Source organism: Actinomyces sp. ZJ308 (assembly GCF_011752065.1).
Classification (GTDB): Bacteria; Actinomycetota; Actinomycetes; order Actinomycetales; family Actinomycetaceae; genus Actinomyces.
Window position 1 is genome coordinate 18,004 of sequence record NZ_JAAIJY010000009.1, and the last position, 26,865, is coordinate 44,868.

At 69.6% G+C, this 26,865-nt stretch carries 16 protein-coding genes; 1 reads left to right on the top strand and 15 read right to left on the bottom strand.

Features of this window, described 5'->3' with window-relative positions:
- Positions 1-2 precede the first annotated feature (2 nt).
- The 12 genes from HCR68_RS05695 to arc all read right to left on the bottom strand — a co-directional run bounded on the left by HCR68_RS05695 (position 3) and on the right by arc (position 19,780).
- Complete coding sequence (locus HCR68_RS05695; RefSeq protein ID WP_167147385.1) at positions 3-5,474, bottom strand: non-ribosomal peptide synthetase; 5,472 nt, start codon at positions 5,472-5,474, stop codon at positions 3-5.
- Between the two features lie 52 nt (positions 5,475-5,526).
- Entirely contained in the window at positions 5,527-6,687 is a 1,161-nt protein-coding gene (locus HCR68_RS05700) for a Gfo/Idh/MocA family oxidoreductase (RefSeq protein WP_243858957.1), read from the bottom strand.
- Positions 6,688-6,712: 25 nt separating this feature from the next.
- Positions 6,713-7,822: an NAD-dependent epimerase/dehydratase family protein gene (locus HCR68_RS05705; protein ID WP_243858958.1), complete on the bottom strand. Its 1,110-nt coding sequence runs from the start codon at positions 7,820-7,822 to the stop codon at positions 6,713-6,715.
- Between the two features lie 402 nt (positions 7,823-8,224).
- Positions 8,225-10,633 carry an ATP-binding cassette domain-containing protein gene (locus HCR68_RS05710; protein WP_167147603.1) on the bottom strand — a complete coding sequence of 803 codons (2,409 nt, stop codon included), beginning with the start codon at positions 10,631-10,633 and terminating at the stop codon, positions 8,225-8,227.
- Between the two features lie 61 nt (positions 10,634-10,694).
- Positions 10,695-11,330, bottom strand: a complete 636-nt coding sequence (locus tag HCR68_RS05715; protein WP_167147386.1) for an ECF transporter S component — start codon at positions 11,328-11,330, stop codon at positions 10,695-10,697.
- 152 nt (positions 11,331-11,482) lie between these two features.
- Complete coding sequence (locus tag HCR68_RS05720; protein ID WP_243858959.1) at positions 11,483-12,994, bottom strand: ABC transporter ATP-binding protein; 1,512 nt, start codon at positions 12,992-12,994, stop codon at positions 11,483-11,485.
- Positions 12,991-13,800 carry an energy-coupling factor transporter transmembrane component T gene (locus HCR68_RS05725; RefSeq protein WP_167147389.1) on the bottom strand — a complete coding sequence of 270 codons (810 nt, stop codon included), beginning with the start codon at positions 13,798-13,800 and terminating at the stop codon, positions 12,991-12,993. The genes HCR68_RS05720 and HCR68_RS05725 overlap by 4 nt, the downstream gene beginning before the upstream one ends.
- 2 nt (positions 13,801-13,802) lie before the next feature.
- Positions 13,803-14,453: an MptD family putative ECF transporter S component gene (locus HCR68_RS05730; protein WP_167147392.1), complete on the bottom strand. Its 651-nt coding sequence runs from the start codon at positions 14,451-14,453 to the stop codon at positions 13,803-13,805.
- A 192-nt stretch (positions 14,454-14,645) separates the two neighbouring features.
- A complete protein-coding gene (locus HCR68_RS05735; RefSeq protein ID WP_167147394.1) occupies positions 14,646-16,208 on the bottom strand; it encodes a proteasome accessory factor PafA2 family protein in 1,563 nt (520 codons plus the stop codon).
- A complete protein-coding gene (locus tag HCR68_RS05740) occupies positions 16,205-16,393 on the bottom strand; it encodes a ubiquitin-like protein Pup (RefSeq protein WP_003786115.1) in 189 nt (62 codons plus the stop codon). The genes HCR68_RS05735 and HCR68_RS05740 overlap by 4 nt, the downstream gene beginning before the upstream one ends.
- Positions 16,386-18,167 carry a proteasome accessory factor PafA2 family protein gene (locus HCR68_RS05745; RefSeq protein ID WP_167147397.1) on the bottom strand — a complete coding sequence of 594 codons (1,782 nt, stop codon included), beginning with the start codon at positions 18,165-18,167 and terminating at the stop codon, positions 16,386-16,388. The genes HCR68_RS05740 and HCR68_RS05745 overlap by 8 nt, the downstream gene beginning before the upstream one ends.
- Before the next feature lie 2 nt (positions 18,168-18,169).
- The gene (gene arc, locus HCR68_RS05750) at positions 18,170-19,780 is read right to left on the bottom strand and encodes a proteasome ATPase (RefSeq protein WP_167147400.1); all 1,611 of its coding nucleotides are present in this window, start codon (positions 19,778-19,780) and stop codon (positions 18,170-18,172) included.
- 262 nt (positions 19,781-20,042) lie between these two features.
- Here arc and valS point away from each other — a divergent pair, with 262 nt between their 5' ends.
- A complete protein-coding gene (gene valS / locus HCR68_RS05755) occupies positions 20,043-22,871 on the top strand; it encodes a valine--tRNA ligase (RefSeq protein ID WP_167147403.1) in 2,829 nt (942 codons plus the stop codon).
- A 74-nt stretch (positions 22,872-22,945) separates the two neighbouring features.
- Here the strand turns inward: valS and HCR68_RS05760 are convergent, their stop codons facing one another.
- From HCR68_RS05760 to HCR68_RS05770, 3 genes are read right to left on the bottom strand one after another with little or no spacing between them, the layout of a single operon-like run.
- Entirely contained in the window at positions 22,946-23,884 is a 939-nt protein-coding gene (locus HCR68_RS05760; protein ID WP_167147406.1) for a hypothetical protein, read from the bottom strand.
- 6 nt (positions 23,885-23,890) lie between these two features.
- Entirely contained in the window at positions 23,891-24,979 is a 1,089-nt protein-coding gene (locus tag HCR68_RS05765; RefSeq protein WP_167147409.1) for a LacI family DNA-binding transcriptional regulator, read from the bottom strand.
- Complete coding sequence (locus HCR68_RS05770; protein ID WP_167147412.1) at positions 24,960-26,732, bottom strand: glycoside hydrolase family 13 protein; 1,773 nt, start codon at positions 26,730-26,732, stop codon at positions 24,960-24,962. The genes HCR68_RS05765 and HCR68_RS05770 overlap by 20 nt, the downstream gene beginning before the upstream one ends.
- Positions 26,733-26,865 lie beyond the last annotated feature (133 nt).

A 26,865-nucleotide genomic window follows, 5' to 3' on the forward strand; every position in this document is an offset into this window, starting at 1 on the left:
CGTCACCTCCTGGCGTCGAAGTAGCGGACGATGGACTCGACGTTGCCCTCGAGCAGACAGGTTGCGTGCGAACCGCTCACGGTTGCCGTCTCCAGCTCCCCCAGGACGGTACCGGGCCAGTCGACGTCGCCTCCCAGTGAGGGGTAGAAGCCCTCCACACCGTGCTCCGGCTCCAGGACGAGGACCTTGCCCAGATACACGTCCGGGACGTAGCCGATTGTCGCCCGCAGGGAGTGTCTGAAGACGTCGTACAGAATCTCCAGCATGGTCCGGGCGCTGTCGGAGTCGGCATCGATTCCCTCGATGGCCTCGTAGATGAGCCGTCGACGACGTCGTGGGGACATTCGCGACAGATCGGTGAAGAATGCACCGATGGCGGTGTAGTCCCCATCGAGGGCGCAGAGCTCGTCGTCGGCGATGTCACGGTTGACGCCGTCGAGAATATGGCTGAGCGCGTCGTGCAGCTGACTGAGGCTGAAGGACGCTCCGATGTTGCGGGGATCCATTTCGAGAATGCATCCGTAGGCGAGCTCGCACAGGAGCTCATTGGCGATGCGGTGCGGGCACAGGTGGGTGCTGATGGTGACGACTCTTTCAACGTGCTTTCCCAGCTCGGTGAGGATCTTGGCCGTCTCGATGGCGAGGAATCCTCCGATGCAGTACCCGACCAGCTCATAGCTGTCCATGTCGAGATCCACGAGGTCCTGGGCGTACAGCCGCGCCCGCTCGGTCATGAGCGAGTCCGTGGGGCTGTCCAGGTACTCGTCCGAGTCTGCTCCGGTGAACCCGACGTGGGCGGTATGGGGGTCCAGATCCATGAGGGCCGGCACGAGGCGCTCGTAGTCCTTGAGCCGGCCGGTTCCCGTGTGGAACACGGCTCGGCACCGCTTGCTGCCGTCAGGGATCGCGTAGACGTGCACGCGCTCGCTGCGGGCCGGCTCGCTGGGTGCGTCACCCTGAGCAGGAGCGGCATCCCTGGTCGCTGAGGCGATGTCGGCCACCGTGGGGCGCTTGAGCATCTCCCGCATGATGAAGTCCCAGCTCTGCCCGCTCAGGGCGTCGACCTCCTGGCGCATCCTCGTGACGGTCTGGGCCATGAGGAGCGAGTCCCCGCCCAGGGCGTAGAAGTCCTGATCCCGACCGACTTCCTCGAGGTCGAGCACGTCACGCCACACCGCGGCGATCCTCTCCTCCAGCTCGCCTCGGGGTACGATGGTTGCGGACGTGCTGGGGGCGGGGTCGGCGGAATGCGTCCCGGCCAGCGCCCGCCTGTCGATCTTCCCCTGAGGGCTCAGCGGCATGGCGTCCACGGCCTTGACGGAGACGGGGACCATGTAGCCGGGAAGATTGTCACGCAGGAAGTCCAGCAGCTCCTCCTCGACGATCGGGCGCGCACCGCCCTCCCCGACGACAAGGAGCCGTTGACCGCACTCGCGAAGGGGGTCTCCTGCAGCCGGGTACTCGGCGATCCGTTTCAGGCCCGCCCGGGCGAAGACATCCCTCCACTGCTCATCCGTGATGAACACCTTGTGGCCGCCGGCGCGAACGTCGGTGAATTCAGTCAGACTCAGTTTGATGAATATCGAGATCAGCGCTATGTACAGCTCGGTCACCGGTTCCATCATGACGATGATCCCGCCCGGACTCCGCAGCCGGTTCAACCGGGCGAAGGCGTCATCGATGTTGATCGCGTTGTGCAGGACGTTGGCGCACACAATGACGTCGTAGGAGCCCTCCTCGACATCCTGAGGCCCGCAATCGGCGTTGATATCGAAAAGTCCGTAGGTCATGAAATCATACTGACGATAAGTCTTTTTCGCGCGACGCAGGAAGAATTCAGATATGTCGGTGAACCTGTACTCGGTGACAGTGTCGGGGAGTCGCGGAAGAATGTGCTCAGTCGTGGCCCCCACACCGGCGCCGACCTCGAGGATCCTGGTTGGGCGGTCCCCGCGCGCCTCGACGGCGCTCACCAGCGCATCAGACACCGCCGCGTTGATCGAGACGCTCGCACGATTTCCCCCGTAGATCGCACGGGCTGTGCCTGTCCCGCCTCCGGGGAACAGTATCTCTATCGGATTCACCTCGCCGCGCAGCTGGCTCAGCAGGGTGCTCGCCGCGTGACGCTGATAGTCGAATGACTCGGGGCTGTTGCCCACCTGGCCATCGAGCGCGGCGAATCGGTCCCAGCTGTCCTTCATGCGATAGCGCTCAAGGCTGTCCCGGGTGACGCCGAGTCCACGTTCGTCGCGCAGCAGGACGCCCTCGAAGACGAGGATGTCCAGCCAGCGGTCCACCAGCCCCCTGAGCTCGGGAGCGGGATGGAGGCGGGCAACGATATCGCCGTCGTCACCACCTTGATGGTGGGTACCCGGTTCAGTGAAGAGTCCCGCCTCGGTGAACGCCGCCAGCAGGGCGGCCAGGGAAGCCTCGTTGGCGGCCTGAATCCATGCCGCGTAGGTTGCGGCGTCAGGGCCGGCCGGAGAGGGGCTCACGGCCCACTGACGGGTGAGGGCCTCCACCAGTGGACTGGAGTCCCCTGAGGCCGCATGAGCCGCTTCGGCGGCCGAGGAGGCCTCCTTCCGGACGGGGGTCACGAAGGCCCTCAGCGTCTTGCGACCGTTGCCGCCCTCGGCGATGACGACGGCCTGCTCCACGTCCTGGTGCCCGCGCAGAACGGATTCGATCTCGCCCGTCTCGACCCGGTAGCCGTTGATCTTGACCTGGTTGTCAGCCCTGCCGTGGAACTCGATGACCCCGTCGGAACGGTGGCTGCCGATGTCGCCGGTGTCGTAGAGACGGCGGTTCTGCCGGGCGGAGACGAAGAACTTCTGCTCCGTGGTCTGTGGGTCATTGAGGTACTCCACCGCCAGGCTGTCTCCACAGATATGGATCCTGCCCTTGACGCCGTCGGGGCACTCGCCCAGGAGCTCGTCGAGCACGTAGACCCCCTGACGCGACAGCGGCACTCCGTAGGGGATGTTCTCCTCACCGGTGTGATCGGTCATCACGTGGTAGATCGACCAGATACCCGCCTCGGTGGCGCCTCCCAGGCTGATGAGCTCGGCGCGCGGGAAGACCGGCACGGCGCGCGCCGGCAACGTGCGGGGGATGACGTCGCCCGACAGCAGGATGAGCTCCAGGTTCAGGTCGGGCGGCAGGTGCTGGGCCCGACGTTCCTCGAGGAGCATCTCGAACAGGGCGGGCACGGAGTTCCAGGTGTCCACACCGGCGGCGCGGATCAGCTCGATCCACGAGCTCGGGTCCCTGACCTCGGCCTCTGTCGGCAGGACGAGGGTCCCGGCGCTTGAGAGCGTCCCGAAGATGTCGTAGACGGACAGGTCGAAGGAGAGGCGTGAGACTCCGAGCACGGTCCTGGGGCGGGAGCGCCCGAAGCGCTCATTGACGTCGGCGATCGTGTTCATGGCGGCGGCGTGCGTCATGACGACGCCCTTGGGGGTTCCGGTGCTGCCGGAGGTGAAGATGATGTAGGCGGGCGCGTCGGCCGGCACGGGGGGTGGGAGCGGACCGGTCCAGGTGGTGGGGTGCAGACCGTCGACATCGATGACGTCCGGCGCACCGTTCGCCGCGCGGTGGCCTGCATCGGTGATGATCAGCCGCGGGCGGCAGGCCGAGATCATCCGTTCCTGGCGAGCGGCCGGCTGGTCGTGGTCGATCGGGACGTAGGTCGCCCCTCTGGACAGGACGGCGAGCACGGCGGCCACCTGCCAGACGCTCTTGCCCAGGACGACGGCGACCCTGTCTCCTTCCCCGACACCGGACAGCAACGGGTCCAGGGCCTGGACGTGTCCCGCCAGCTGTCGGTACGTGTAGCTCCTGCCACCGTGCACCAGGGCGACGTCGTCGGGACGGTCCTGTACCTGCTCCCAGAAGCCGGCGTGCAGCGTCGTGGCGGGCCGCTCGGTGTCCGTTCGCCGGATGCGGGCGCGCACGGCCTGCATCCGGCTCCCGAGGCGTACGACGTCGTCGGACTGCCAGACGGACTCGTCATCGGCCAGCCGGTCAAGGGCCTGCGTGAGGCTCTCCCACATGTCCTGGAGAATCGCCGGCGGGATGGTGCCCTCTCGCACGTCCCAGTTGACGTTGCAGGTCCCGCCGTCCTCCAGCGCCTGGCAGTCGATCCATACCTGCGGTGTGCGGCTGACGCCGTAGACGAGCTGAGCCGCCCCGTCCTCCTGGCGCCGCCGACCGGTTCCCAGCGCACCGGTGAAGACCACGGGGACGACGACGCTCTCGCCCCTGGCCCTGCTCATCTCGCGCAGGACCTCCATCCCGGGGAAGGCCGCGTGAGAGAGGTCTTCGGCCACCTGGTGCTGGGTGGTCCGGACCCTGTCGATGAATGGTCCGGGGTGCGCCCGGCTGGCGTGGACGGTGACGTCCGTGAAGTCCCCGACGACGCGCTCGATCCCGGTGACGCGGTCGTCACGGCTCATGGACGTCACGTTGACGCAGAAGTCCGGTGAGGTCGACCACCGCCGAAGGACGTCGGTGTAGACGGTCAGCAGGACGCTCGACGGCGTCACGGCGTACTTCTTCGCCCGGGCCACCAACAAGGCCCATGACTCCGGCGAGCACCTCCAGGTGCGGCGGGTGAAGCGGACCGGACCGCTGACCTCGCCGGCGCCGTGCTCGATCGGCAGGGACGGCCTGCCCGGCAGGGAGTCGATGGCCTCCAGCCAGTACTGCCTGGCGGTGTCGTACTCCCCCCTGCCGGCTGGGGAAGCACGCCGGGAGGTGCGGGAGACGACGATGTCCCTGAAGGACACCTCGGGCAGAGGGGCGAGCGGCCTGCCGGCGTAGAGAGCCAGGAGCTCATCCACCATGACCTGAACGCTGACGAAGTCGGCGATCGTCATGTCGACGGAGAACTGCACGATGCTGCACTCATCGAACTGGAGCAGGCGGAACTCGTGAAGCGGCCACTGACCCGGGGAGTAGGTCCTGTCCTCCATCTCGCGACGCAGGCTCAGGTAGTCCTCATCGGGGGACTGCGGGTCGTGCCCGCGCAGGTCATGCTCCCTGAGGAGGGGACCCTCCTCGAAGGGGACGACCCGGAGCATGTCCGGTGGAACCACCACCGCCGACAGCAGGTCATGCCGTTGGATCAAGGCGTGCCAGGCGGTCTCCAGACGTGCACGGTCCAGACGCGGAGTACGCAGCTCGACATAGCTGTGGCAACCGGTTCCCCCGAGCTCGTATCCGGCGTTCCTCCCGGTGTTGTAGGCGCGCTGGATATCCGTCATGGGGAACGGTTCGTACCGCGACTCGGCGTCGTGCCGGACGGCTCCCACCGATTGCAGATACTCCAGGATCTCGTGCTTACGGCTCTTGAGAGCAGCGAGATCCTGTTCGTCCAGCACGCCCCTGGGTGCCCGGTAACCCAGCCTGTCGCCGTTGTCCCACAGGACGACGCCACGAAGCCGGAGCCCCTCAATCAGTTCCTCAGTATCCACAGAAAATCTCCTGACACACTTGCGACCGCGAACGACGTATTTGCCGCCACTGCTACCCACCGGCGCCGACGGAGGCGTACTCCATGAGCCGGGCCAAGGAGAGGTGGGTGGGGGACATCTGGGAGCCGAGCTCCTGTGAGGACCCCAGCAGGCCTCCCATCTGCGCCCACACGGAGCAAAGAGCCAAGGTGTACTCGGCCTCATGAGCGCGCTCGGTCGGGTGGTTGATCTGACGCAGGGCGTCATCGAGAAACTCCGCCACCGCGCTGGGCCACACCAACTCGAACAGGCTGCGACGCGTCACGTCCGCCTCGACGGTCAGCTCCTCGTGGAGCACCGCCGAGCTCAGCCGCTCGTCGGCATCGACATCCAGAACGCCTTGCGCGCTACGAGGGCTGACGATGTTCGGATGCCAGAGGATCCTCCCGTCCGTCTCAGTAAGCACAAGAGTCCCGGCCGAGGTGAAGACAGTGACTCTGTGACCTGCGTGAGCGAAGTCGTCGGGGCTCGTGGGGTTCATTCTGTTGACCACGCGAAAACTGACGGGAACGTTCCTGAACGAGGCGAGCACGGTCGTGAACACCTCGGACTCGGCCCCTCGGAGATCAAGGCTCCACGGCGTGAACCCGCCGGCGACTCGCCCGACGATGTCTATCATGGAGTAAAGAAAGTGAATGCTGCACTCGGCCTGGACATGAATGATTCCGTACCGGATACGCAGCGCCTCCGCCATCTTGAGGAAGGTCTTGATCGTGGAGCTGTGACGGTAGAAGCTGTTGACGATGAACGCCCGCCCGCTTCTGGCCGCTTCTCGGTAGCAGCTCACCGCATCGGACCTGTGAACGGGATGCTCCGTGACCACGTGCTTTCCTGCGGCCAGGAACCGTTGGGCCAAGCCCGTCCCCTGCCCGCCCATGACCCCCGATCTGACCACGACGAAGGACACGTCGTGATCGGGGAGGTCCTCGATGTCCGTGCACAGGGGCACTCCCTGACTCCTGGCGACATCGCGGGACTGCTCGCTGCCCCGGGAGAGCATGCCGACCAGCTCGTAGCTCAGGGGTCGGAGCCGAAGCCCCGCAACGTAGAGACGACCGAAGGTGGCGCCGCACACGACCGCCCGCAACCTGTCCATATCGAGCACCTTCCTGATGGATTCGGAGTACCGCCCCCGGCATCGCGACCGGGGCCCAGTCCTCACGTTGGACGTCATGCTGTTTCTACGACGACGATCCAAGTCACACGAATCCGGACTCCACGAGCTCGTTATCGGGACGAGTCTCAGTCGCGTGGTGCGCAGTCGCGTGCTCAATCGTGACCCCGGACGATTCCAGGGATCCGATGACCGAATTCGGGTCCAGGAACTCGCACCCCCAGTGCACACCTCGCAGCTGGTCGATATCGAGACAACGAAATACGACCTCGGCCAGGATGATTGACGACAGCTCACTACTGTCCTGAGCGCGCACCGTGACTCCGACTCGCCGAAACGAGTTCCCCACGTATCCTCGCGCGCTCACCTGCAGGGCGAACCAGTTCTCCCTGCCTGCATCCAGCCTCGACTTGCTGCCATCAATCCGGGAGAACATCCTCATCAGCTCATCAGGATCGTCCGTGTGGCTGCTTGTCATGGCCTTGAGGAGCAGATGGAGCGAATCACGATCGGGAATCACCAGCATTCCGGTCAGCATCGGGATGCCGTGGGCGGACGCCACGTTGCGCAGCTCGTCGGTCACGAAGGGCGAATGGACGGCCTCGGCGTCCGACGGGAAGGAGTCCATGTCCGCCTCCTCCCCGTCGCGCTTGACGTACGGGCAGGGGGCTCCGTCGACCAGCATCTGGCCGGGGTAGCCGTACCCGTCGCGCGTACTGAGGATGACGTCGGCGAATCCCGCCACGCCCCCTTGCTCCCGGCCCCCGCTGCACACGGTCACCGACACGCATCTGTCCAGCCGCCTCGCGACGTAGCGCGCCAGGAGTCCGCTCAGCCCGGGAGTGCACCCCGCATTGATGACGCAGGCGCACTGCCCGTCGTAGTCGTTGAAGACGCTGCCCCCGAAGGGATCGACATAGATCGTGCCCGAGGGCAACGCGCCGGCGACGCTGTCCCTGATGATGTACGAGGGGCCCGCGCAGTTCACGACCACGCCGCACCCTTGAGCGAACTCGCGCACGCCTGCCGCATTCCGGGCGTCGACGAGGAAGGACCCCTCATCCGGAGTCCTTCTGGTCCTGTTCGCGCAGACGACCTCGCACCCCGAGCGGCGCAGGAGCTCGACCAGCATCCGCCCAACGGCTCCGTGCGAGCCGATGACCCCGATGCGGTGCCCGCTAGCAGCTTGCGACAAGACGCCTCCCCACAGATCGGTAGCCGAGCTCACGGATGCGCATGACACCGAAGGGACGTCCCGGCTACGCACCCTGCAAATATACTGTTTCTTTAGTTAGGTATACTTTACCTTAGTTACGGTTCCGTGTCAATAGACCACAAGCCCCCTTGGACACAGGGAGCACTGATCGTCACAGACGAGAAGAGGCCTCTCGCCAACACTCGACACCGCGGTGCGCAGCGGCCATCTTCATCGCTCTCATCGCTGCTATGACAGGGTTTTCGTGCGATGGAACCGCACCTTCGGCGATGGACGGCTCTCCACCTCAGACGCATCCACCCACGGCGGAGATATCCTCCGCTTTGACTTCACCCTGTCGTAAAAATGTGGACTCGCCCGTCGTGCGTCACGACGTTTCCGTCACGAGACCGCGTGCCAGGTGATGGCGACCAGCGCCCAGGTGAGCACGACGACGCCCCAGTCGCGCACCCTCCATGGTTCATCGGTCATCTCGGTGCGCCGCCGGTGGGCGCCGAAGGCGCGCGAGTCCATGGACAGGGCGACGCGCTCGGCGTGCTGGATGGCCAGGATCATCAGAGGCAGGATCGACCCGACCCACCGGGCCACGGGTGCGAGCAGCCCCCAGCGGCTGCCGACCCCACGCAGCGCCCTGGCGGTGCGCAGGAGCACGAAGTCGTTGTGGAAGCGGGTGATGAAGGCGATGGCCGCGGTACCCGCCGCCCCGAGGCGATAGGGCATGCGGAAGGTGGTGGTCAGGGTCCGGATGAGGGCGTCGGGGTCGGTGGAGACTCCGGAGACGAGGACGAGAGCGACGAGTGCGCCGATACCGGTACCTCCCGTTACCGCATCACCCAGGTCGTAGAGGCGCGCCGCGGTCTCCTGGCGGTGTCCTGCGCTGAAGATCCAGATCATGAGCGCGCTCACCGCCCAGGGGGCGATCACCGAGGTGATGGTGCGCCGCAGGGAGGCGCGTGCGGCGAGGACGAGGATCGAGGAGGTCAACAGGACGCCGAGGTTGAGGTGATGGTTGCGCAGAGCGAAGACCATCACCATGACGGGCAGGACCGACACGAAGAGGGTGAAGGGATTGAGTGAGGTGAACAGACCTCGCCGCGGCCGGGGTCGGGGCGGCACCGCTACCGGGTCGAGAGGTACGGGGGATGGAGCCGCCACCCCGGTTGCCGCAGCCATCGCCGTCTCGCCTGCGCCGTCGGCAGCAGCGGCCTCCTCGGCGGGAGCCGACCCTCTTCCGGCTAGCGGCGCCGGCTGCGGCAGAGCGATGAGGTGGGTGCAGTGCCTCAGGGCGAGCTCCAGGTCATGAGTGGCCATGATGACCGTGCGCCCCTGGTCTCTCAGCCGGTCGATGAAGCCCATGAGCTCACGAGTGTTGTCCCAGTCCTGCCCGTAGGTGGGCTCGTCCAGCACGACGACGTCGCGCTCCTCGCTGACCATGGTGGCCACGGAGAGCCTGCGGGCCTGACCGCCCGAGAGGGTCAGGGGGTGGTGGTCACGGTGAGAGGTGAGGTGGAACTGCTCGAGGAGCTGGTCGACCCTCGCCGGCGCCGTCCCCCCGACCGCGAGCTCGGCCCCCACAGTGGTGGCCACGAACTGGTGCTCGGGGTTCTGGAAGACGTAGCCGACCAGGTGCCTGCCCTTTCCCACCTCTCGGCCGCCGACCACCGCTCTGGTCGCGGTGGAGCGCACGAGTCCGGCCAGGGCGGACAGGATCGAGGACTTGCCCGCGCCGTTGGGCCCGACCAGCGCCACGAGCTCTCCGCCGCCCAGCCGCATGGAGACGCGGGGCGAGCGTCCCGGAACCTCGAGGTCGACCAGCTCGACACTGGTTCCGGACTCCGGCCGAGCGCAACCCGCGAGCGCGTCACGGGTGTCGATGACCTCGACCTCCTCCCACCTCTCACCAGCGCCCCACCTCTGCTTCTCCAGGTAGCGCACCTGGACGTCCGCACACAGATCGGTGAGTCGCGGCACCCGGATGCCGGCGTCGGCGCAGGTCAGTGGTGCCTGTGGCCCGGAGGAGCCGGCGAGGGGGGCATCGTCGAGGTCGCGCAGGGCCCGGGGCATCCACACTCCGGCGTCGGTCAGCTCGCTGCGGTGCCCGGTGAAGACGTCGCGCGGGGAGCCCACGGCGATGGTGCCTCCGGCGGCGTCGAGGGCGAGGACCTGGTTGACGATGGGCAGCACCGGGTCGAGGTCGTGGTCGATGACGACGACCGCCGTCCCGGAGGCCGTCAGCGAGGAGATGAGTGCGTAGAACTCCTCACGGCCGGTGGTGTCGATGGTGCTTGTCGGCTCGTCGAGGACGAGGAGCTGCGGACGCATGGCCAGGGCGACGGCGACGGCGAGGCGCTGACGCTGTCCGCCTGAGAGGGTCCACGGGTCGTCCCAGATGCGCTCGATGAGCCCCACCGCGCGCAGGGCCTCCTCCACCCGCGAGGTGATCTCGGTCCGGGGCAGGCACATGTTCTGCAGGGGGAAGGCGACATCATCATGGACGGTGCGGGTGACGACGGCGGCATCGGGGCTCTGGCCGACGTAGGCGACGGTCTCGGCGAGGGACTGGACGGTGGCGTCGGCGACCTCGGTGCCGGCCAGGTTCAGGCTGCCGGCGTACTCCGAGGGCAGGCAGTGCGGGACGAGGCCGCACAGGGCGCGCACCAGCGTGGTCTTGCCGCAGCCCGACGGGCCGATGACGGCGGTGACCTGGCCGCGCAGATGGGTCAGGTCGACCGACTCCAGGACCCAGCTCTCGCGCCCGAGGTAGTGGACGGAGAGGTTCTCGACCCTCACCAGCGCCGGTTCCGCCCGCTCCTGCGGGCACCCCTCCGTCCGGGGCGCCGAGGGCACGGCCTCAGGCACGGCCGCTCGTGCGGTGGTCGATGCCGACGCCGGCGCGGTTGAGCAACCGGGTCAGGACGATGGCGACCCCGCCACCGGCCAGCGCTGAGACGAGCGAGACCACGATGACCGCCCCGGTGAAGGAGGCACCGACCGTCGCCTTGAGAAGGGAGAGGTACATCGAGCCGTTGAGCAGACCGAAGACGGCCGCTGAGATCAGGAAGGACCACCAGGTCCACTTGCGGTACAGCAGGAGCGCCAGGGGCACCTCGATGAAGAGCCCACCGATGAGGGTGCCGACAATGGCCGCGGGGCCGGTCGGAGTGGTGAAGACACTCATGATGCCCATGAGGAGAGCGCCGATGACGACGGCGCCGGGGCGGCGCACGATAGTGGCGGGCAGCAGGAAGGGGATGACCCACAGGCCCATCATGGAGCAGCCGACGAGGACGCCGTTCGGGGCGGCGCCGGCTCCGGGCGCCACGTAGTTCAACGGCACCAGGAGGATCATCGAGACCACTGCCAGCGCCGCGATCGTCATGAGGTTGCGGGTTCCCAGGGTGGAGTCGGCCAGGCCCGAGCGCGATGAGGTGCGCACGGCGGGCCTTTCCGGCTCAGTCGCTGCCGGTGCGGGGCTGGCGGTATCCATAGTTTCTCCTTCGGGGGTTGTCGCGGACTCGCGGATTGTGATGAGTGAGTGTCCGATGTCGTGCCGGAGCACCTGGGGCGAGTCGCCTCAGGCGCGTCTTCGAGACAACCGCACGTCTACTCCAATATCACCATTTTTGCAAATCATTATCATTATTGACTTGTGTTCAGATTATGCGTGATCTCGACGACGTGGTCGGCGCACTCGTTGAGGAACTCGATGTCGTGGCTGATGACGATGACGACGCGGCCCTCGCGCGCCAGGTCTCTCAGCTCGGCTGCGATGGCGACGAGGTGACGGTGATCGACGCCGGAGGTGGGCTCGTCGAGGATGAGGACCCGAGCGTCCTGGTCGATGGCGGTGGCGATGACGAGGCGCTGCTTCTGCCCACCGCTGAGCGAGAGCGGGTGGCGCTCGGCCAGGCCGTCCAGGTCGAGGCGCTCGAGCTGGGCGAGGCCGGCCTCCTGGGAGACCGACTCGGTGAAGAGCTGGCGGTGGACGTCCTGCATGACGAGGAAGGCCTGGCCGGCGGCGAGCTCCCTGCCGTCCAGGGTGACGCGTGCGCCTCGCCGGGCGCGTTGCAGGCGGCAGACGGCCCGCGCCAGGGTCGTCTTGCCGATGCCGTTGGACCCCATGACCCCGGTGACGGCGCCGGCCGGGAAGAAGAGCTCGGGGATGTCCAGGATGAGGTGGCCGCCTCGCTCGACCCTGAGGTTCTCAATGAGCAGCCCGCTCCTGCCCGCCCCTCCGGGGCTCTCGTCGCACTCGATCCGGAGGGTGCGACTGGCCGCTCGCGAGCGGTGCACGACACTGTCGCCCGCGTCGTCGGCGGCCTGAGCACCCGCATACCCGGCCAGGGCGGCGACGGGCGCAGGAGTCGTGTCGAGACGGGGCCGCTCCAGGGTGCGCAGGCCCAGTTCCTTGCGGCGATCCTCCCCGATCCGCCACAGCTCCTCGCCCGACATCCGGTGCAGCACGCGCCCCCGCCCCATGATGACGGCCTGGTCGACGAGGCCGCGCAGGAAGTAGATGCGGTGCTCGGCCACCACAAGGGTCCGACCGGACCGCTTGAGCCGTTCGATGGCGGCGCGCACGTCGTCGATCGCGTGCGGGTCCAGGTTGGAGGTGGGCTCGTCCAGGAGGATGACGGGGGTCTGCTGGGCCAGGGCCTGGGCGCAGGCGACCTTCTGGGCCTGCCCGCCGGACAGGCCGCGCAGGTCCCGGTCGGCCAGGTCGGCGACGCCCAGCTCCTCCAGGGCATCGGTTCGACGTCGTCGGATCTCCTGCGCCGGAACCTGATAGTTCTGGGGGGCGAAGGCGAGCTCGTCGGCCACCGTGGTCGTGAAGAACTGGGTGGCGGGGTTCTGGAAGACGGTGGCGGTGCGCAGGCCGGACCGCTCGATCGGGACGGCGCGGACCTCCTCGTCGCCGATGAGGACCTGGCCGGTGAGATCACCGTCATGGAAGTGCGGGATGAGGCCGTTGAGCAGCCGCAGGACGGTGGACTTGCCCGATCCCGAGGCACCGCACACGAGGGTGAGGCCGCCGGGGGCGATGTCGAGGTCGACGTCGTCGAGTACCTGCTGGCCGGTGGGATAGGCGTAGGAGACGCCGCGCAGACGCGGGTGGGATCCACTGGCAGGCGACGGAGGGAACACTGTCACCTCCCCCAGGCGGGATGGAGCGCCAGGGCGACCAGGCCGCCGCTGAGCACCAGGAGCACGGCGTCGGCCGGAGCGAAGCGCAGGCGGTCGACGACGGTGGGGCGGCCGCCACTGCCCAGGCCCCGGATGAGGGCAGCGGCCGAGAGATCGTCGGCGCTGCGGGCCGAGGCGGCCAGGACGGGGACGACGAGCTTCTCGATGCCGTCCAGCGGGTGGCGCCACACATAGGAGCCGCTGTAGCCCCGCAGCCGCATGGCCTCGATGACGCCCCTGGCCTCGTCGAGGGCGGCCGGCACGAACCGGAAGAGGACGGCCAGCGGGATGGTGAGGAACCGCGGTGCGCGCAGCTGGTTGAGGGCCGGCAGCAGGGTGCTGACGCGGGTGGTGGTGACGAACCAGGCGCCCAGCGACAGCGAGATGGCGAAGCGCAGCAGCCAGTAGGCCGACACCCCGAGAAGCACCGCGAGGCCGGTGGGCCACCACTGCGGCAGCTGGGTGAGCCCCCAGAACACCGCGGTGATGAGGGCGTAGCTGACAAGGACCCGTACCGGCTCATCCAGCGCGATGAGCACGCCCACCAGGACCGCGATGAGTCCGACGAGCAGGCTTGAGGCCACCCCCATGACCAGCACGTTGCACACCAGCAGCAGGATGATCTTGCTGCGCGGATCGGCGTGGACACGGCAGGCGGCATGAGCCCGCGGCCGGGTCTTGCCTCCGAACAGGGCACCGAGGAGCGTGCGCGGCTGCCGGGCGGGCTCCGCCGGCGTCACCGAGCCGGCTGCCTGGGCCTGCGTGCGCCGCATGCTCAGGCGACGCCCGCGCGCTCGAAGTGCTTGCGCAGCACCCTCATTCCCAGCAGGGCGCTGGCGTAGGCGATGAGCGCGATGATGAGCATCCACCCCACCAGGAACATCGGGCTGATCAGTGACTGGAGGTCAGTGGCGTATTTGTCCCCCATGGACTCGCGGATGTGGGCGAAGTAGGCGTCCGAGGCCCAGATCACCGGCAGGATCGGACTGATGACCCACAGGGAGAAGGCGGCGAACCCCAGCGCGTTGGTGGTGGTCCTGGTGTATCCGCCGGCGCGGGTGATGGCGTCGGCGACGAGGCCCAGGCCGGAGGCGACCAGCGGCGTCACCCAGGCGTGCCCGGTGACGACCATGAGGATGCCGATGATGAGCCCCAGGATCGTGTAAGCGCCGAAGGCCCGGGTGCGGGCCACGTAGAGCATGCAGATGATCGCCTCCACGACGACGCCGAGGATCCCGCCGATGAAGATCATGAGCGGGTGGATCGCCCCGAGGATCCCGGAGCCGAACAGGGCGATGAAGTACAGGGCGGTGAAGACCCCCACGTTGATGAGGTTACGCGGAGCGGTGATGCCCACGGCCCGGGCGCCGCCGCGGCCCGCCGCGGCGGTCGCTGCTGTCCTGGCTGAACTGGCTGTGCTGGCCATAGCGGCTCCTTCCCGTCAACGCCTCATCGGCTTTGGTGAGGCACACCTAAGTGTCTACTCCTTCCCGGTGGTTCCCGCAAGGGCCTGACGGGCACGGACCGGTCGCCGGATGCTCAGAACTATCCGTTGAAAAGACGGGGAAACCTGGTGGTAGGTTGGCAGTGACGAAGGTGGGGCAGCGCCCGGCGGGAGCTAGCCCGGGGCTCCCAGGCCGCCTCGTCCCACGAGGTCGATGCGGTGCATCTCCTCGGGGTGCAGGCGCTTCACCCGCTCGGTCAGGCGCTGGGCGGCCTCATGGACCGTCGCCAGGGGGTCGGGCAGGTCCACCGGCGCGGTGGGCGGCGAGTCCAGGCGCAGACTCTCCCAGGTCACCGAGAAGTCGGCTCCCGCCTCCAGGCAGGCCTCCACGAAGGCTCCGCGCAGGGCGGCGCGCGTCGCCGGGGGCGTGCGGCGGGCGCGCTCGACCTCCTCCGGTTCGCACAGGCGCGTCATGGCCCCCTGCGCGGTCAGGCGCGGGGCGAGCCCGGTCTCGGCGTTGAGGTCGTGGTAGGCCAGGTCGATCCGCGAGCGCAGGACCCGAAGCGCCTCCCCCGTGAGCCCGGGGTGGCGCTCGCGCTGGGCGCGCATGAGGCGGCGTTTGATGGCCCAGTCGATCTCGGTGTCGATGGACCCGGCGTCATGGTCGCGCAGCGCGGCGATGACTCGGGGCGCCAGGTCGGTCAGCAGGTGCTCGGCGCCGCGGAGGGGCTCCGGCACTCCGACGTCGTCCAGGTAGGAGATCAACCGCTCCAGGAAGGACTCCTGGAGGTCGACGGCGCTCAGCCGGCGGCCGTCGGCGGTGACGGCGGAGACCTCGCCCCAGGGGCTCTCCCCCAGCGCGGACAGCGTGGCCAGTGGGTCGGTCAGGACGAGGTCGCTGAAGTCCCGGCCGGCCTCGAGGGCGTCCAGGAGCAGGAGGGTCACGGCGCTGCGCAGCCCCGTGGTCGGCTCGGCCATGGTGGTGTCGGCGCAGGTGACGTGCAGTCGGCGCAGGCGGGTGGGATCGGCGTGGGGCTCGTCGCGGGTGTTGACCAGGGCGCGCTGGCCGGTGGTGTCGGCCGAGGTCAGGGCCTGAAGGTGGGGGGCGCGCGGCGACAGGCCCCAGGCGGTCTCCTCGTCCTGCGCTCCCGAGCCGTCCGCGCCTGCGCCGGCGGTACCGGCTCCCAGCGGGCGCCCGGAGCCGACCAGGACCGGGCGGGTGGCCAGGAAGGAGGTGAGCACCGCCATGGTGAGCTCACCGTCCCCACCACTGGCGACATCGGGGCGATCAAGCAGGTGGCGGGGCACGGAGTAGCTCTCATGGCAGCCGTAGGTGTGGCCGGCCGAGTCGGTGTTGTTGGCCAGGAGGTGGAGGCGGGCCGCACCGCCCCGGTCCTCCTCCCCCTCCTGCCGGGCGAGGCTCGCGGCGGCGCGCTCGGCCATGGCGGCGAGGATAGCGCGGCCGGCCTGGTCCTGGGCGACGAGGTCGCGCACGCGCACGCACTCGGCGGTGGCGTACTCGGGGTGGGCACCGATGTCGAGGTAGAGGCGTCCGCCGTTGGGCAGGAAGAGGTTGGTGCTGCGGTAGCCGGCGGGCCGGTGGCGGAAGATGAGCGCCGCCGCCTGCTCGACGTCCGGCAGGTCTTCCGTCGCGGCCTGCGGCCCCGCGGAGGCGCACAGGACGCCGAACTCGGTCTCCAGACCGGTGACGCGCGGCCCGGGGGCACAGGTGCTCACTGGCCGCCCTTCTGGACGAAGCCGCGCACGAACTCCTGGGCGTCGACGGCCAGGACGTCGTCGATCATGTCCAGGACGGAGTCCAGGCCCTGGCCTCGGGCCGGTCCGGCGGGGGCGGGGGTCGGGTCGTCGTCGGGGGCGGGGTCGTCCTGGCGGCTGCGGGACGGCTGGGCGAACTCACTCATGGATGCTCTCCTTGCGGGGTGATGGTGCGGTCCGGGGGCGACCGGCTATCCCGGGGCGGTCAGGGTGCTCGCCCGTGAGGCGGGCGAGGACCTCGACGACGTCGGCGGCGCCCTCGATGGCCGATGACGTGGTGGTGCGGGTGAAGGCCAGGGGGTCGGTCAGGGGCAGGCGGCGCTGGTCCTTCTCACCGGTCTCCAGGACCATGGAGTGCCAGCCGGCGGCGACGACCTGGCCGGGGAAGGCTCCCACGAGCCTGCCGCGCAGCCAGGCCCGCGTGGTGGCGGGAGGCTCGCCGAGGGCCGCCGCAACCGCCTGGTCGTCGAGCCCGCCTCTCGCCGCGGCACCGGCCGGCACCCGCTCGGCCAGGCCGCGCCCTGCCGGGGACAGCTCGGACCAGGCCAGGTCGACGGCGCGCAGGACGTCACGTCCGCGTTCACCGGGGTGGCGGCGGGCGGTGGCGTCCAGGAGCTGCTTCTTGGCGACCCACTCCAGGTGCCCGGCGGGTCCTCCTGACTCTCCGCTCTCGCCGCCTGCGGCGCGCAGGGTCTCGAGCTCGCGCAGGGAGGCCTCCCAGAGGGCGAGGATCGCGCCGGTCTCGGCTCCGTCGGTGTCGCGGCCGTCGGCCAGGGCGAGCAGATCCGGGTGGAGCGGATCGCCCGCCGGCGCCGGCGCGCGGCGCCCCTGGTCCCCCAGGTGGGTGCGCACCGCATCGAGGTAGTGCTCCAGGATCTCCAGGGCGCTCATGCGCCGCCCGTCGGAGAGTTGGAGCGCTCCTTCCAGGCGGGTGTCGCGGGAGACGTCCCGGGCCTGGGCGACCGGGTCGGCCAGGCGCAGGCGGCGCCAGGTGTCGGGGACGCCGTCGGCCAGGACCTGGAGGACCAGGGAGGTCATGCCGAGCTTGAGCCAGGTCATGGTGTCGAAGCAGTTGGCGTCCCCGGCCACCAGGTGGAGGCGCCGCCAGCGCTCGGGGTCGGCGTGGGGCTCGTCGCGGGTGTTGACCAGGGGGCGGTCCACCGTGGTGCCCAGGCCCACGATCTTCTCCAGGTAGTCGGCCCTCTGGCTGATCTGGAAGTCGGCGTTCTGGGCGACGGCGCCGGTGCCGACGCGCCCGGAGCCCACCAGGAGCGGGCGGGCCACGAGCAGGGGCACGAGAGCCCCGACGAGGTCGTCGAAGTCGAGGGACCGGGGCACGAGGTAGTTCTCGTGCGTGCCGTAGGTGGCTCCCTTGCCGTCGACGTTGTTCTTGAACAGCCGGGCCGCCACGCCGCGGCGGCGCAGCAGGTCCGCTCCCCTGGCCACCAGGAGGTCCCCGGCCCGGTCTGCCAGCACGGCCTGCGCGGCCCCGGTGCACTCGGGGATCGCGTACTCGGGGTGCCCGTGGTCCACGTAAAGGCGCCCACCGGCGGGCAGGCAGGTGGCGGTGCCGCGCTGCCAGGCCTCCTCCTGAGCGGTCAGGCGCACTACGGCGGTGGTGCGCAGGCGCCCGGGGACGGGCCCCTCGAGGGAGCCGGCTCCGGGGACGTCGGTGAGCATGGAGGGGTCGACCGCCGAGCGGTCCACCTCGAAGCCGCGGGCGTCTCGCAGGGGGTACTCACCCGAGTAGTCCCAGCGCACGCCGTCGCTGCGCCCCTGCTCGCGCTCGGCCTCCAGGCAGGCGGCCACGACGTCCTCGGGCTCGGCGCCGAGGATCCCGTACTCGGTCTCCAGTCCCATGACCGTCATCTCGCGGCCGGGGGCGCGCTGGGGAATCGTCGATGCCGCCGATGCAGTCATTCTCACTCCTCCCGGGAGCGCTGGAGCACGGCCATGGAGACGACCGGGGCCCCGCGCCGCCCGCTGACGCGGGCCCAGTCGTCGGGGTGGACGGTGGCGGGCAGGCCCTCGTTCTCGACGATCTCCTCGATGACGGCGCGGTGCAGGTGCTCAGTCGTCAGGCCGCGCCGCCCACTGGTGACCAGGTCCTTGACCGCCGCCTTCTTGGCCCGGTCGACGATGTTGGCGAGCATGGCGCCGCTGACGAGGTCGGCGACGTGGAGGATCTCGACCTGCCCGTCGGAGCGGGTGAGCTCGACCATCTCGGTGGCGCGACGGCGGGTGTAGAGGGCCTCGACCACCTGGCCGATGAGGGCATCCACCGCCCCCTGCGCTCCGCCGTGGGCGTCCAGGAGCTCCTCGCTGATCGGGAGGTCGGGCGTCAGGTAGGTCGCCAGGATCTCACCGGCCCCGCGCCTGTCCGGCCGGCCGATGCGGATCTTGACGTCGAGGCGGCCCGGCCGCAGGATCGCCGGGTCGATCATGTCCTCGCGGTTGGTGGCCCCGATGACCACGACGTTGTCCAGCTCGTCGACGCCGTCGATCTCGGCGAGCATCTGCGGGACCACGGTGGTCTCCACGTCCGAGGACCGTCCGGACCCGCGGGTGCGGAACAGGGAGTCCATCTCGTCGAAGAAGACGACGACGGGCACCCCGGTGGCCGCCTTCTCCCGGGCGCGGGCGAAGATGACGCGGATGCGCCGCTCGGTCTCGCCGACGTACTTGTCCAGCAGCTGGGGCCCCTTGATGTTGAGGAAGTAGGCCTCGCCGCGCCCGCCCGCCCCCAGGGAGGCGGCGACGGCCTTGGCGATGAGGGTCTTGCCGCAGCCGGGCGGGCCGTAGAGCAGCACGCCGCGCGGCGGGGTGAGGCGATGCTCCCGGTAGAGGTCGGGGTGCAGGAACGGCAGCTCGACGGCGTCGCGGATGAGCTCGATCTGCTCCCCCAGTCCCCCGATGTCCTCGTACCCGACGTCGGGCACCTCCTCCAGGACGAGCTCCTCGACCTCGGAGCGCACGACCGGGCGCAGCGCCATGCGCACGGACAGGTCGGCCACAAGCGCGTCGCCCACCCGGGGGCGGCGGTCGGTCAGAGTCTCCGAGAGGCTGAGGACCTGCTCCTCGTCGTGGCGGGCCAGGACCAGGACGGTGGCGTCGTCGTAGGTCTCCTTGACGGTGACGACCTCGCCGAAGCGCGGCGAGGGGCTGGTGGCGGTGATGACGAGGTGCTCGTTGAGGACGACGTCGTCGCCCGGATGCAGGGACGAGGCCACCACCGCGGGCCCCACGCCCACCCGGTGGCGCCGCCCGGCGATGGAGACGTCGGCGGTGCGCGCGGTGGCGTCCACGGCCAGGACGGTGGCGTGCGCCAGGGGCGGGAGCTGGAGGGCCTTGACGTCCTCGTGCAGCGCGGCCAGCTCCTGGCGCGCCGCCCGCAGGGCGTTGGCCAGGTGGGTGTTCTTGCGGCTGAGCACGCCCGCCTGCTCGGCGAGCTCACGCAGACGGTCCGTGACGTCCGACGGCGTCCCTCCTGCCGGGTCCCTGTGCTCCATGTGCTCCACCGGCTCCTCGTCCATGCGCATCCTCCTCGACTCCGGTTCACCTCCGGCCGGCACCGGTGCGGGTCCTCCTCGACCCCTACTGGTACAAGCGTACCAATCCGTTCTCGTTTCGTAACCCGGATTCACGCCTGTGACACAGGAGGGCGCCGACGGCATTCGCGACAGCATCTGCAACGACATCTACAACAACATCTACGAGGACGTCCACGACGACGTCCACGGACCTCACACCGGGCCGTGTCGAGGCCCGCGGCCGCGCCGTGACAGAATCAGCCCCATGTCTGAGACCCCCACGAGCCACGCCTCTGCCCAGTCATCGTCCAGCCGTCTGCTGCCCCCCGAGCCGCACAGCCCGCGGGTGCCTGCCAAGGTGTCGACCGACGGCCTGGAGACCGCCTGGGGCGAGCGCTGGGAGGCCGAGGGGACCTACGCCTTCGACCGCAGCGCCGAGCGCGCGGAGGTCTTCTCCATCGACACCCCGCCGCCGACGGTCTCCGGCTCCCTGCACGTGGGGCACGTCTTCTCCTACACCCACACCGACACCGTGGCCCGCTTCCAGCGCATGCGCGGCAAGGCGGTGTTCTACCCCATGGGCTGGGACGACAACGGCCTGCCCACCGAGCGCCGAGTCCAGAACTACTTCGGGGTGCGCTGCGACCCCTCCCTTCCCTACGACCCGGACTTCACCCCGCCGCACACCGGCGGCGAGGGCAAGTCGATCAAGGCCCGCGACCAGGTTCCGGTCTCGCGTCGCAACTTCGTCGAGCTGTGCGAGCGGCTCACGGTCGAGGACGAGAAGCAGTTCGAGGCGCTGTGGCGCCGCCTGGGCCTGAGCGTGGACTGGTCGCACACCTACCAGACGATCGGTGAGCGGGCCCGCAAGGTGGCACAGACCGCCTTCCTGCACAACCTCGAGCGAGGCGAGGCCTACCAGGCGGCGGCCCCCGGCCTGTGGGACGTCACCTTCCAGACAGCGGTGGCCCAGGCCGAGCTGGAGTCGCGCGAGTACCCCGGCTTCTACCACCGCCTGGCCTTCCACATCGTGGATGAGGCCGCCGCCGCGAAGGCCGAGGCCGCCGGCGCCCCGGTGGAGAACGGCGTCGACGTGTGCATCGAGACCACCCGCCCCGAGCTGCTGGCCGCCTGCGTGGCCCTGGTGGCCCACCCCGATGACGAGCGCTACCAGCCCCTGTTCGGCACCACGGTCTCCTCCCCCGTCTTCGGCGTCGAGGTTCCGGTCCTGGCGCACCCGGCCGCGGAGAAGGACAAGGGCGCCGGCATCGCCATGTGCTGCACCTTCGGCGACACCACCGACATCGACTGGTGGCGCGACCTGCAGCTGCCGCTGCGCGCGATCCTGCGCAAGGACGGCCGCATCGAGACCGAGACGCCCGAGTGGATCACCTCCGAGGCCGGCCGCGAGATGTACGCGGCCATGGCCGGCAAGACCGCCTTCTCCGCCCGCGAGGCCCTGGTGGCCCGCCTGGCGCAGACCGGCGAGATGCGCGGCGAGCCGACCAAGACGGTGCGTCAGACGAACTTCTTCGAGAAGGGCGACAAGCCCCTGGAGATCGTCACCTCCCGCCAGTGGTACATCCGCAACGGCGGCAAGGAGTGGATCAACCCGGCCTCCGGCACCGACCTGCGCCACGAGCTGCTGGAGCGCGGCCGCCAGCTGGACTTCCACCCCGACTTCATGCGCGTGCGCTACGAGAACTGGGTGCGGGGCCTCAACAACGACTGGCTGGTCTCGCGTCAGCGCTTCTTCGGCGTCCCCTTCCCGCTGTGGTACAAGGTCGGGGCCGACGGCGAGGTCGATTACGACGCGGTCCTGACCCCGGCCGAGTCCGAGCTGCCGGTGGACCCCTCCTCCGACGTCCCGGCCGGCTACGCCGAGGACCAGCGCGGTGAGCCCGGCGGCTTCGTCGGCGAGCTCGACATCATGGACACCTGGGCCACATCCTCCCTCTCTCCCCAGCTGGCCTCGGGCTGGCTGACCGATGAGGACCTCTTCGGCCGGGTCTACCCGATGGACCTGCGCCCCCAGGGCCAGGACATCATCCGCACCTGGCTGTTCACCTCGGTGGTGCGCGCCGACCTGGAGTTCGCGGCGCTGCCGTGGACGAATGCCGGCCTGTCGGGCTGGATCCTGGACTCCGACCACAAGAAGATGTCCAAGTCGAAGGGCAACGTCGTCACCCCCATGGGGCTGCTGGAGCAGTACGGCTCCGACGCCGTGCGCTACTGGGCCAGCTCGGCCCGCCTGGGCCTGGACGCGGCCTTCGAGGAGACCCAGATCAAGATCGGTCGGCGCCTGGCCATCAAGGTGCTCAACGCCTCCAAGTTCGCCCTGTCCATGGGGATCCCGTGGGATGCCGACGAGGCCACCGTGGCCGCGGCGCCCGCGCCCTGCCTGGACGCCTCGGTGGTCAGCGAGCCGATCGACCGCGCGGTCCTGGCCGCGCTGGCCGACGTCGTCGATGTCGCCACGGCCGCCTTCGAGGAGTTCGGGCACGCCCGCGCCCTGGAGGTCACCGAGTCCTTCTTCTGGACCTTCTGCGACGACTACATCGAGCTGGTCAAGGACCGGGCCAACGACTTCGACGGCTCCCACGACGCAGCGGCCGTGCGCTCGGCGCGGGCGACGCTGGCGATCGCGGTGGACACCTTCGTGCGCCTGCTGGCCCCCTTCCTGCCCTTCGCCACCGAGGAGGTGTGGAGCTGGTACCGCACCGGCTCGGTGCACCGGGCCGCCTGGCCGCAGTCCACCGGCCTGCGTGAGGCCGCCGCCGGGGCCGACGCCGAGCTGGTCGCCCGAGCCGGAACCGCCCTGGCCGCGCTGCGCAAGGTGAAGTCGGAGGCCAAGACGAGCCAGAAGACGCCGATCCTCTCGGTGACGCTGGCCGTTGCCGCCGACCGCCCCGAGTACGCCGAGGCCGTCGAAGCGGTGCGCGCGGACCTGACCGAGGCCGCGAAGGTCACCGGTCCCTTCACCGTGGAGCAGGCCGCCCAGGCCGCGGACGCCGACGCCGAGGGAGCGGCGCCGGTGAGCGTCACCGCCGCCGAGCTCGGCGAGGCCCCGGCCAAGCCGGCCAGGAAGAAGTGAACCTCTAAGCACTCCGGCGACCGCATCGGCTGTATTTCAACAAAAAATTCATAGACGACACGGAGCCGTGTCGTCTATGAATTTTTTGTTGAAATCGAGGGGCTGACGACGGATCGCAGCGCTCGTAGGCGCAGGCCCAGGAGGATCCGGTACTCGATGAGGACGATGATGACGGCGGTCAGCAGCGCGGCGAGCACGTCGATCCGGCTCTGCACCACGCAGTCATGGGAGAAGAAGAGGCTGAGCCTGGAGTCGAGCGAGGCGAGACGCTCCCCGTTGCAGCTCAGCGTGCCGTCCCTGTAGTCGTCCTGGATGCGGGCGTTGCCGACCGTGTACATCCAGACGAGGCCCACCGCCAGTGCGAAGGTGCCGCCGAACGAGAACCATGACAGGGAACGAGGCGAGTGGGCTCGACCCCGCCAGGACAGCACCATCCCGCCGACGGCGATGAAGGCGAACACGATGCTCACCCCCAGAGCCATGAGATCCGCGCGGTGCCGGATGTCATCGGGAGGACTGGGACGCGCCGGATCGACGACCTCATCGCTTACCACCGCGTACCCACGGGCGTCGTTCCCGGTGAGGACGAGGCTGTGACGGTCCGTCTCCACGCTGGTCGTGCCGGAACCGTCTGCGTAGGTCTTGGACGTGGAGACCTCGGCTGTCACATGGACGCTGCCGTCATCCTGGAAGGTGGCCCTGATACGCCGGACCCTGCTCATCGCGGAGGTCACCGGGATGCCGTCCTGGGTCAGCTGCTCGCGCCCGTCACGAATGGTCTCCTCGGTCCGCATGGGTGGCGAGGCCCCGGTGGTGGCCTCGGTATCGGTCCACTCGGCGTCCAGCACCGCCTGATGCTCCTTGACCGCCGCCAGGACGAGGTCGGAGTCGGGCTTGTCCCGCACCGCCTCCTGGATCCTGGGTACCAGCCACGGGACGACGCTGAGGCCGACCACGGCCACGGTCAGGAGACCAATGAGAGTGTTGACAACACGGCCTGTGTTCGGCGCCATGACACCTCACCCCTCAACGGCACCGGCTCGCCTCCGAGTCTGGCACACTGCGGGCCCAGCCGGGCCGTTCCGTCGCAGCCGCCGGTCCCGGCACCGAGCCGTGGAGCCGCGGTCGCTCAGCACCGCGGACATGAGCGTACGGTGCTCACCCGGATCGGGTTCGCCCCTCAGCCGAGCCAGCAGCGCGGAGCCCGCCGCGGCCCCCATCGCCTCACGGTCCACGCTCATCTCACTGAAGGCCTCCCCCTGTCGTCCGCGGTACTCCGTGACCCCGAGGGTGAGCACCGACAGGTCGGCGGGAATGGACAGCCCGTGGGCCTTCGCCGCGCAGGCGAGCCCCACCAGGGCGGCCGGGTTGTTGGAGACGACGGCCGTGCGTCCGCCCAGGAGGCCATCAGCGCCCACGACGTCGCCGCCGGCCAGTGCCAGCTCCGGCACCTGGCGCACGAGGACATCCAGCCCGAGGTCGCCGGCCGCCCGCAGGAGCTCGCAGGCCTGATCCTGGCGCGCGTGGGAGTCGTCATGAGCCGTCTCCCGCATGAGCGCGACGACGCGCCGGTGCCCGAGCCCGGCCAGGTGCTCGACGGCGGCGCGCGCCATCTGCGCGAAGTCGGTGTCGATGCCCGGGGCCCCATCGCTGCGACCCGAGGAACCGATGAGGACGGTGGGGATCTTCTCCTGAAGGAGCATCTGCTCGCGCTCATCACCCTGGGCCACGTCCATGAGGACGACCCCGCCCAGGGATCCGGAGCGCACGAGCGAGCGCAGCTCGATCAGCGGCGCCGAGGACTTCATGGCCGGGATGACGACCTGGATCCCGCTGGGCTCCAGGGCCCGACGGACGCCGTCGACGTAGTCGAGGTCGTTGGCGTCGATGGTGGGGCGCTGGCGCCGGAACAGGACCCCCACGGTGCGCAGCACCGGCGAGGCCAGTGAGCGGGCGGCGGTGTTGGGGTGGTAGTCGAGGTCCCGCACGGCCCGCATGACCCGCTCCCGGGTGCTGGAGCGCGTCGAGCGCTGACCGGACAGGACGTAGGTGACGGTCGAGGGCGACACCCCGGCCGCTCTGGCCACGTCAGCGCGGGTCGCCGCCATCGGGTCCCCCTGCGGGTAGTTCCAGCCAGCAGGCTCCATTGGGCGGTACGACGACGCCCCCGGCGTCTCCGGCCTCCGCCCCGTCCTGGTCCGCCGGGTGCCAGGAGGTGATGATGGAGGCTCCGACGCCCTCAAGCCTCACCGGGTGCTCGGTGGTGTTGAGGGCGACGCCGGTGCTCCCGTTGCGCAGGAGCAGGACGCCGGGCTCGGCGGCGAGCCACTCCACCGCCCCGCGTCCGAGCCGGCGATCACGGCGCAGGGCGATGGCCCGCCGGTACAGGTCCAGGGTGGAGTCCTCACGTCCGTCCTGGGCCTCGGGCGAGTACTCGCCCCACCCCTCGGGCTGGGGCAGCCAGGTGCGGCCGGTGGTGCTGTAGCCGTACGAGGCCCCGTCGCGGCTCCACGGCAGGGGGACCCTGCAGCCGTCGCGGCCCGGCACGAGGTGGTTGGTGCGCTCCCACAGGGGGTCCTGGCGGGCCTCGTCCTCCATGGTGGTGTGCTCGGGCAGGCCCAGCTCCTCGCCCTGGTAGAGGTAGGCGCTGCCGGGCAGGCCCAGCATGAACAGCGTCGCGGCACGCGCCCGGGCCAGGCCGAGCTCGGCATCGGGTTGGGGGTCCCTCGGGCCGATCCCGGAGTCGGTATCCATGTCCGCGGGATAGGACAGACGGGAGGCGTGACGCACGACGTCGTGGTTGGACAGCACCCAGGTTGCCGGGGCCCCGACGGCGCCGTACTCCTTCAGGGAGACGTCGATGACGCGGCGAAGCTCGGCGGCGTCCCAGCCGGCGATGAGGAAGGGGAAGTTGAAGGCCTGGCTCATCTCGTCGGCGCGCACGTACAGGGCGGCCTCCGCCTCGGTGGGCACCCAGGCCTCGGCGACCATGAGGATGTCCTGCCCGACCTCGTCCAGGACACGGCGCCACTCGCGGTAGATGTCGTGGACCCCGGGCTGGTTGAAGGCGGGCCCGACGTCGGGCAGCTTCTCGCGAGAGGCGGCCCCGTCCTCGCCCTCCAGGCCGACGACGTTCCACCGGTCGGGGCCGAGATCGTCGTCGGGCAGCCCCTCGGCCTTGACCAGGCCGTGGGCGACGTCCACGCGGAACCCGTCGATGCCGCGCTCCACCCAGAAGCGCAGGAAGGCTCGGAAGTGCTCGTGGACGTCCTCGTTGGACCAGTTGAAGTCGGGCTGCTCGGCGGCGAACAGGTGGAGGTAGTACCAGTCGCGGTCCTCACTGCGGCCGGTGATCGGCTCCACCGGTTGCCAGGCCGGGCCGCCGAAGAGCGAGCCCCAGTTGTTCGGGGCGCCATCGTCGCTGTGACGGAAGATGTAGCGGTCGCGCTCGGGGGAACCAGGACCTGCGTCCAGGGCGGCGCGGAACCACTCGTGCTGGTCGGAGGAGTGGTTGGGGACCAGGTCGATGACCACGCGGATGCCGGCCTCGTGGAGGTCGGTGATGAGGGCGTCGAGGTCCTCCAGGCTCCCGTACTCGGGGGCCAGGTCGAAGTAGTCGGAGACGTCGTAGCCGGCGTCGACCTGGGGCGAGGGGTAGAAGGGCGAGAGCCACACGGCGTCGACGCCGAGTGCGGCCAGGTGGTCGACGTGCTCCCGCACTCCCTGGATGTCGCCGATCCCGTCGCCGTTGGCGTCGGCGAAGGATCGAGGATAGATCTGGTAGATGACGGCGTCGCGCCACCAGGCGTCGGTGTCTGTACGCGGCGTAAGGCTCTGGGAGCGGGAGCTGGTCGAGGTCATGGGCGGGTGGTCCTGGTCGGGCCGCGGCGCTGCGGCGGGGTGTGAGCTACGGAACGGAGAATCAGAGGGGACGGTAGGCGATGAGCGGCGCGCCTCAGACGTTCCCCGCGGGGCGGCGGCGCGGCGCTGCCGC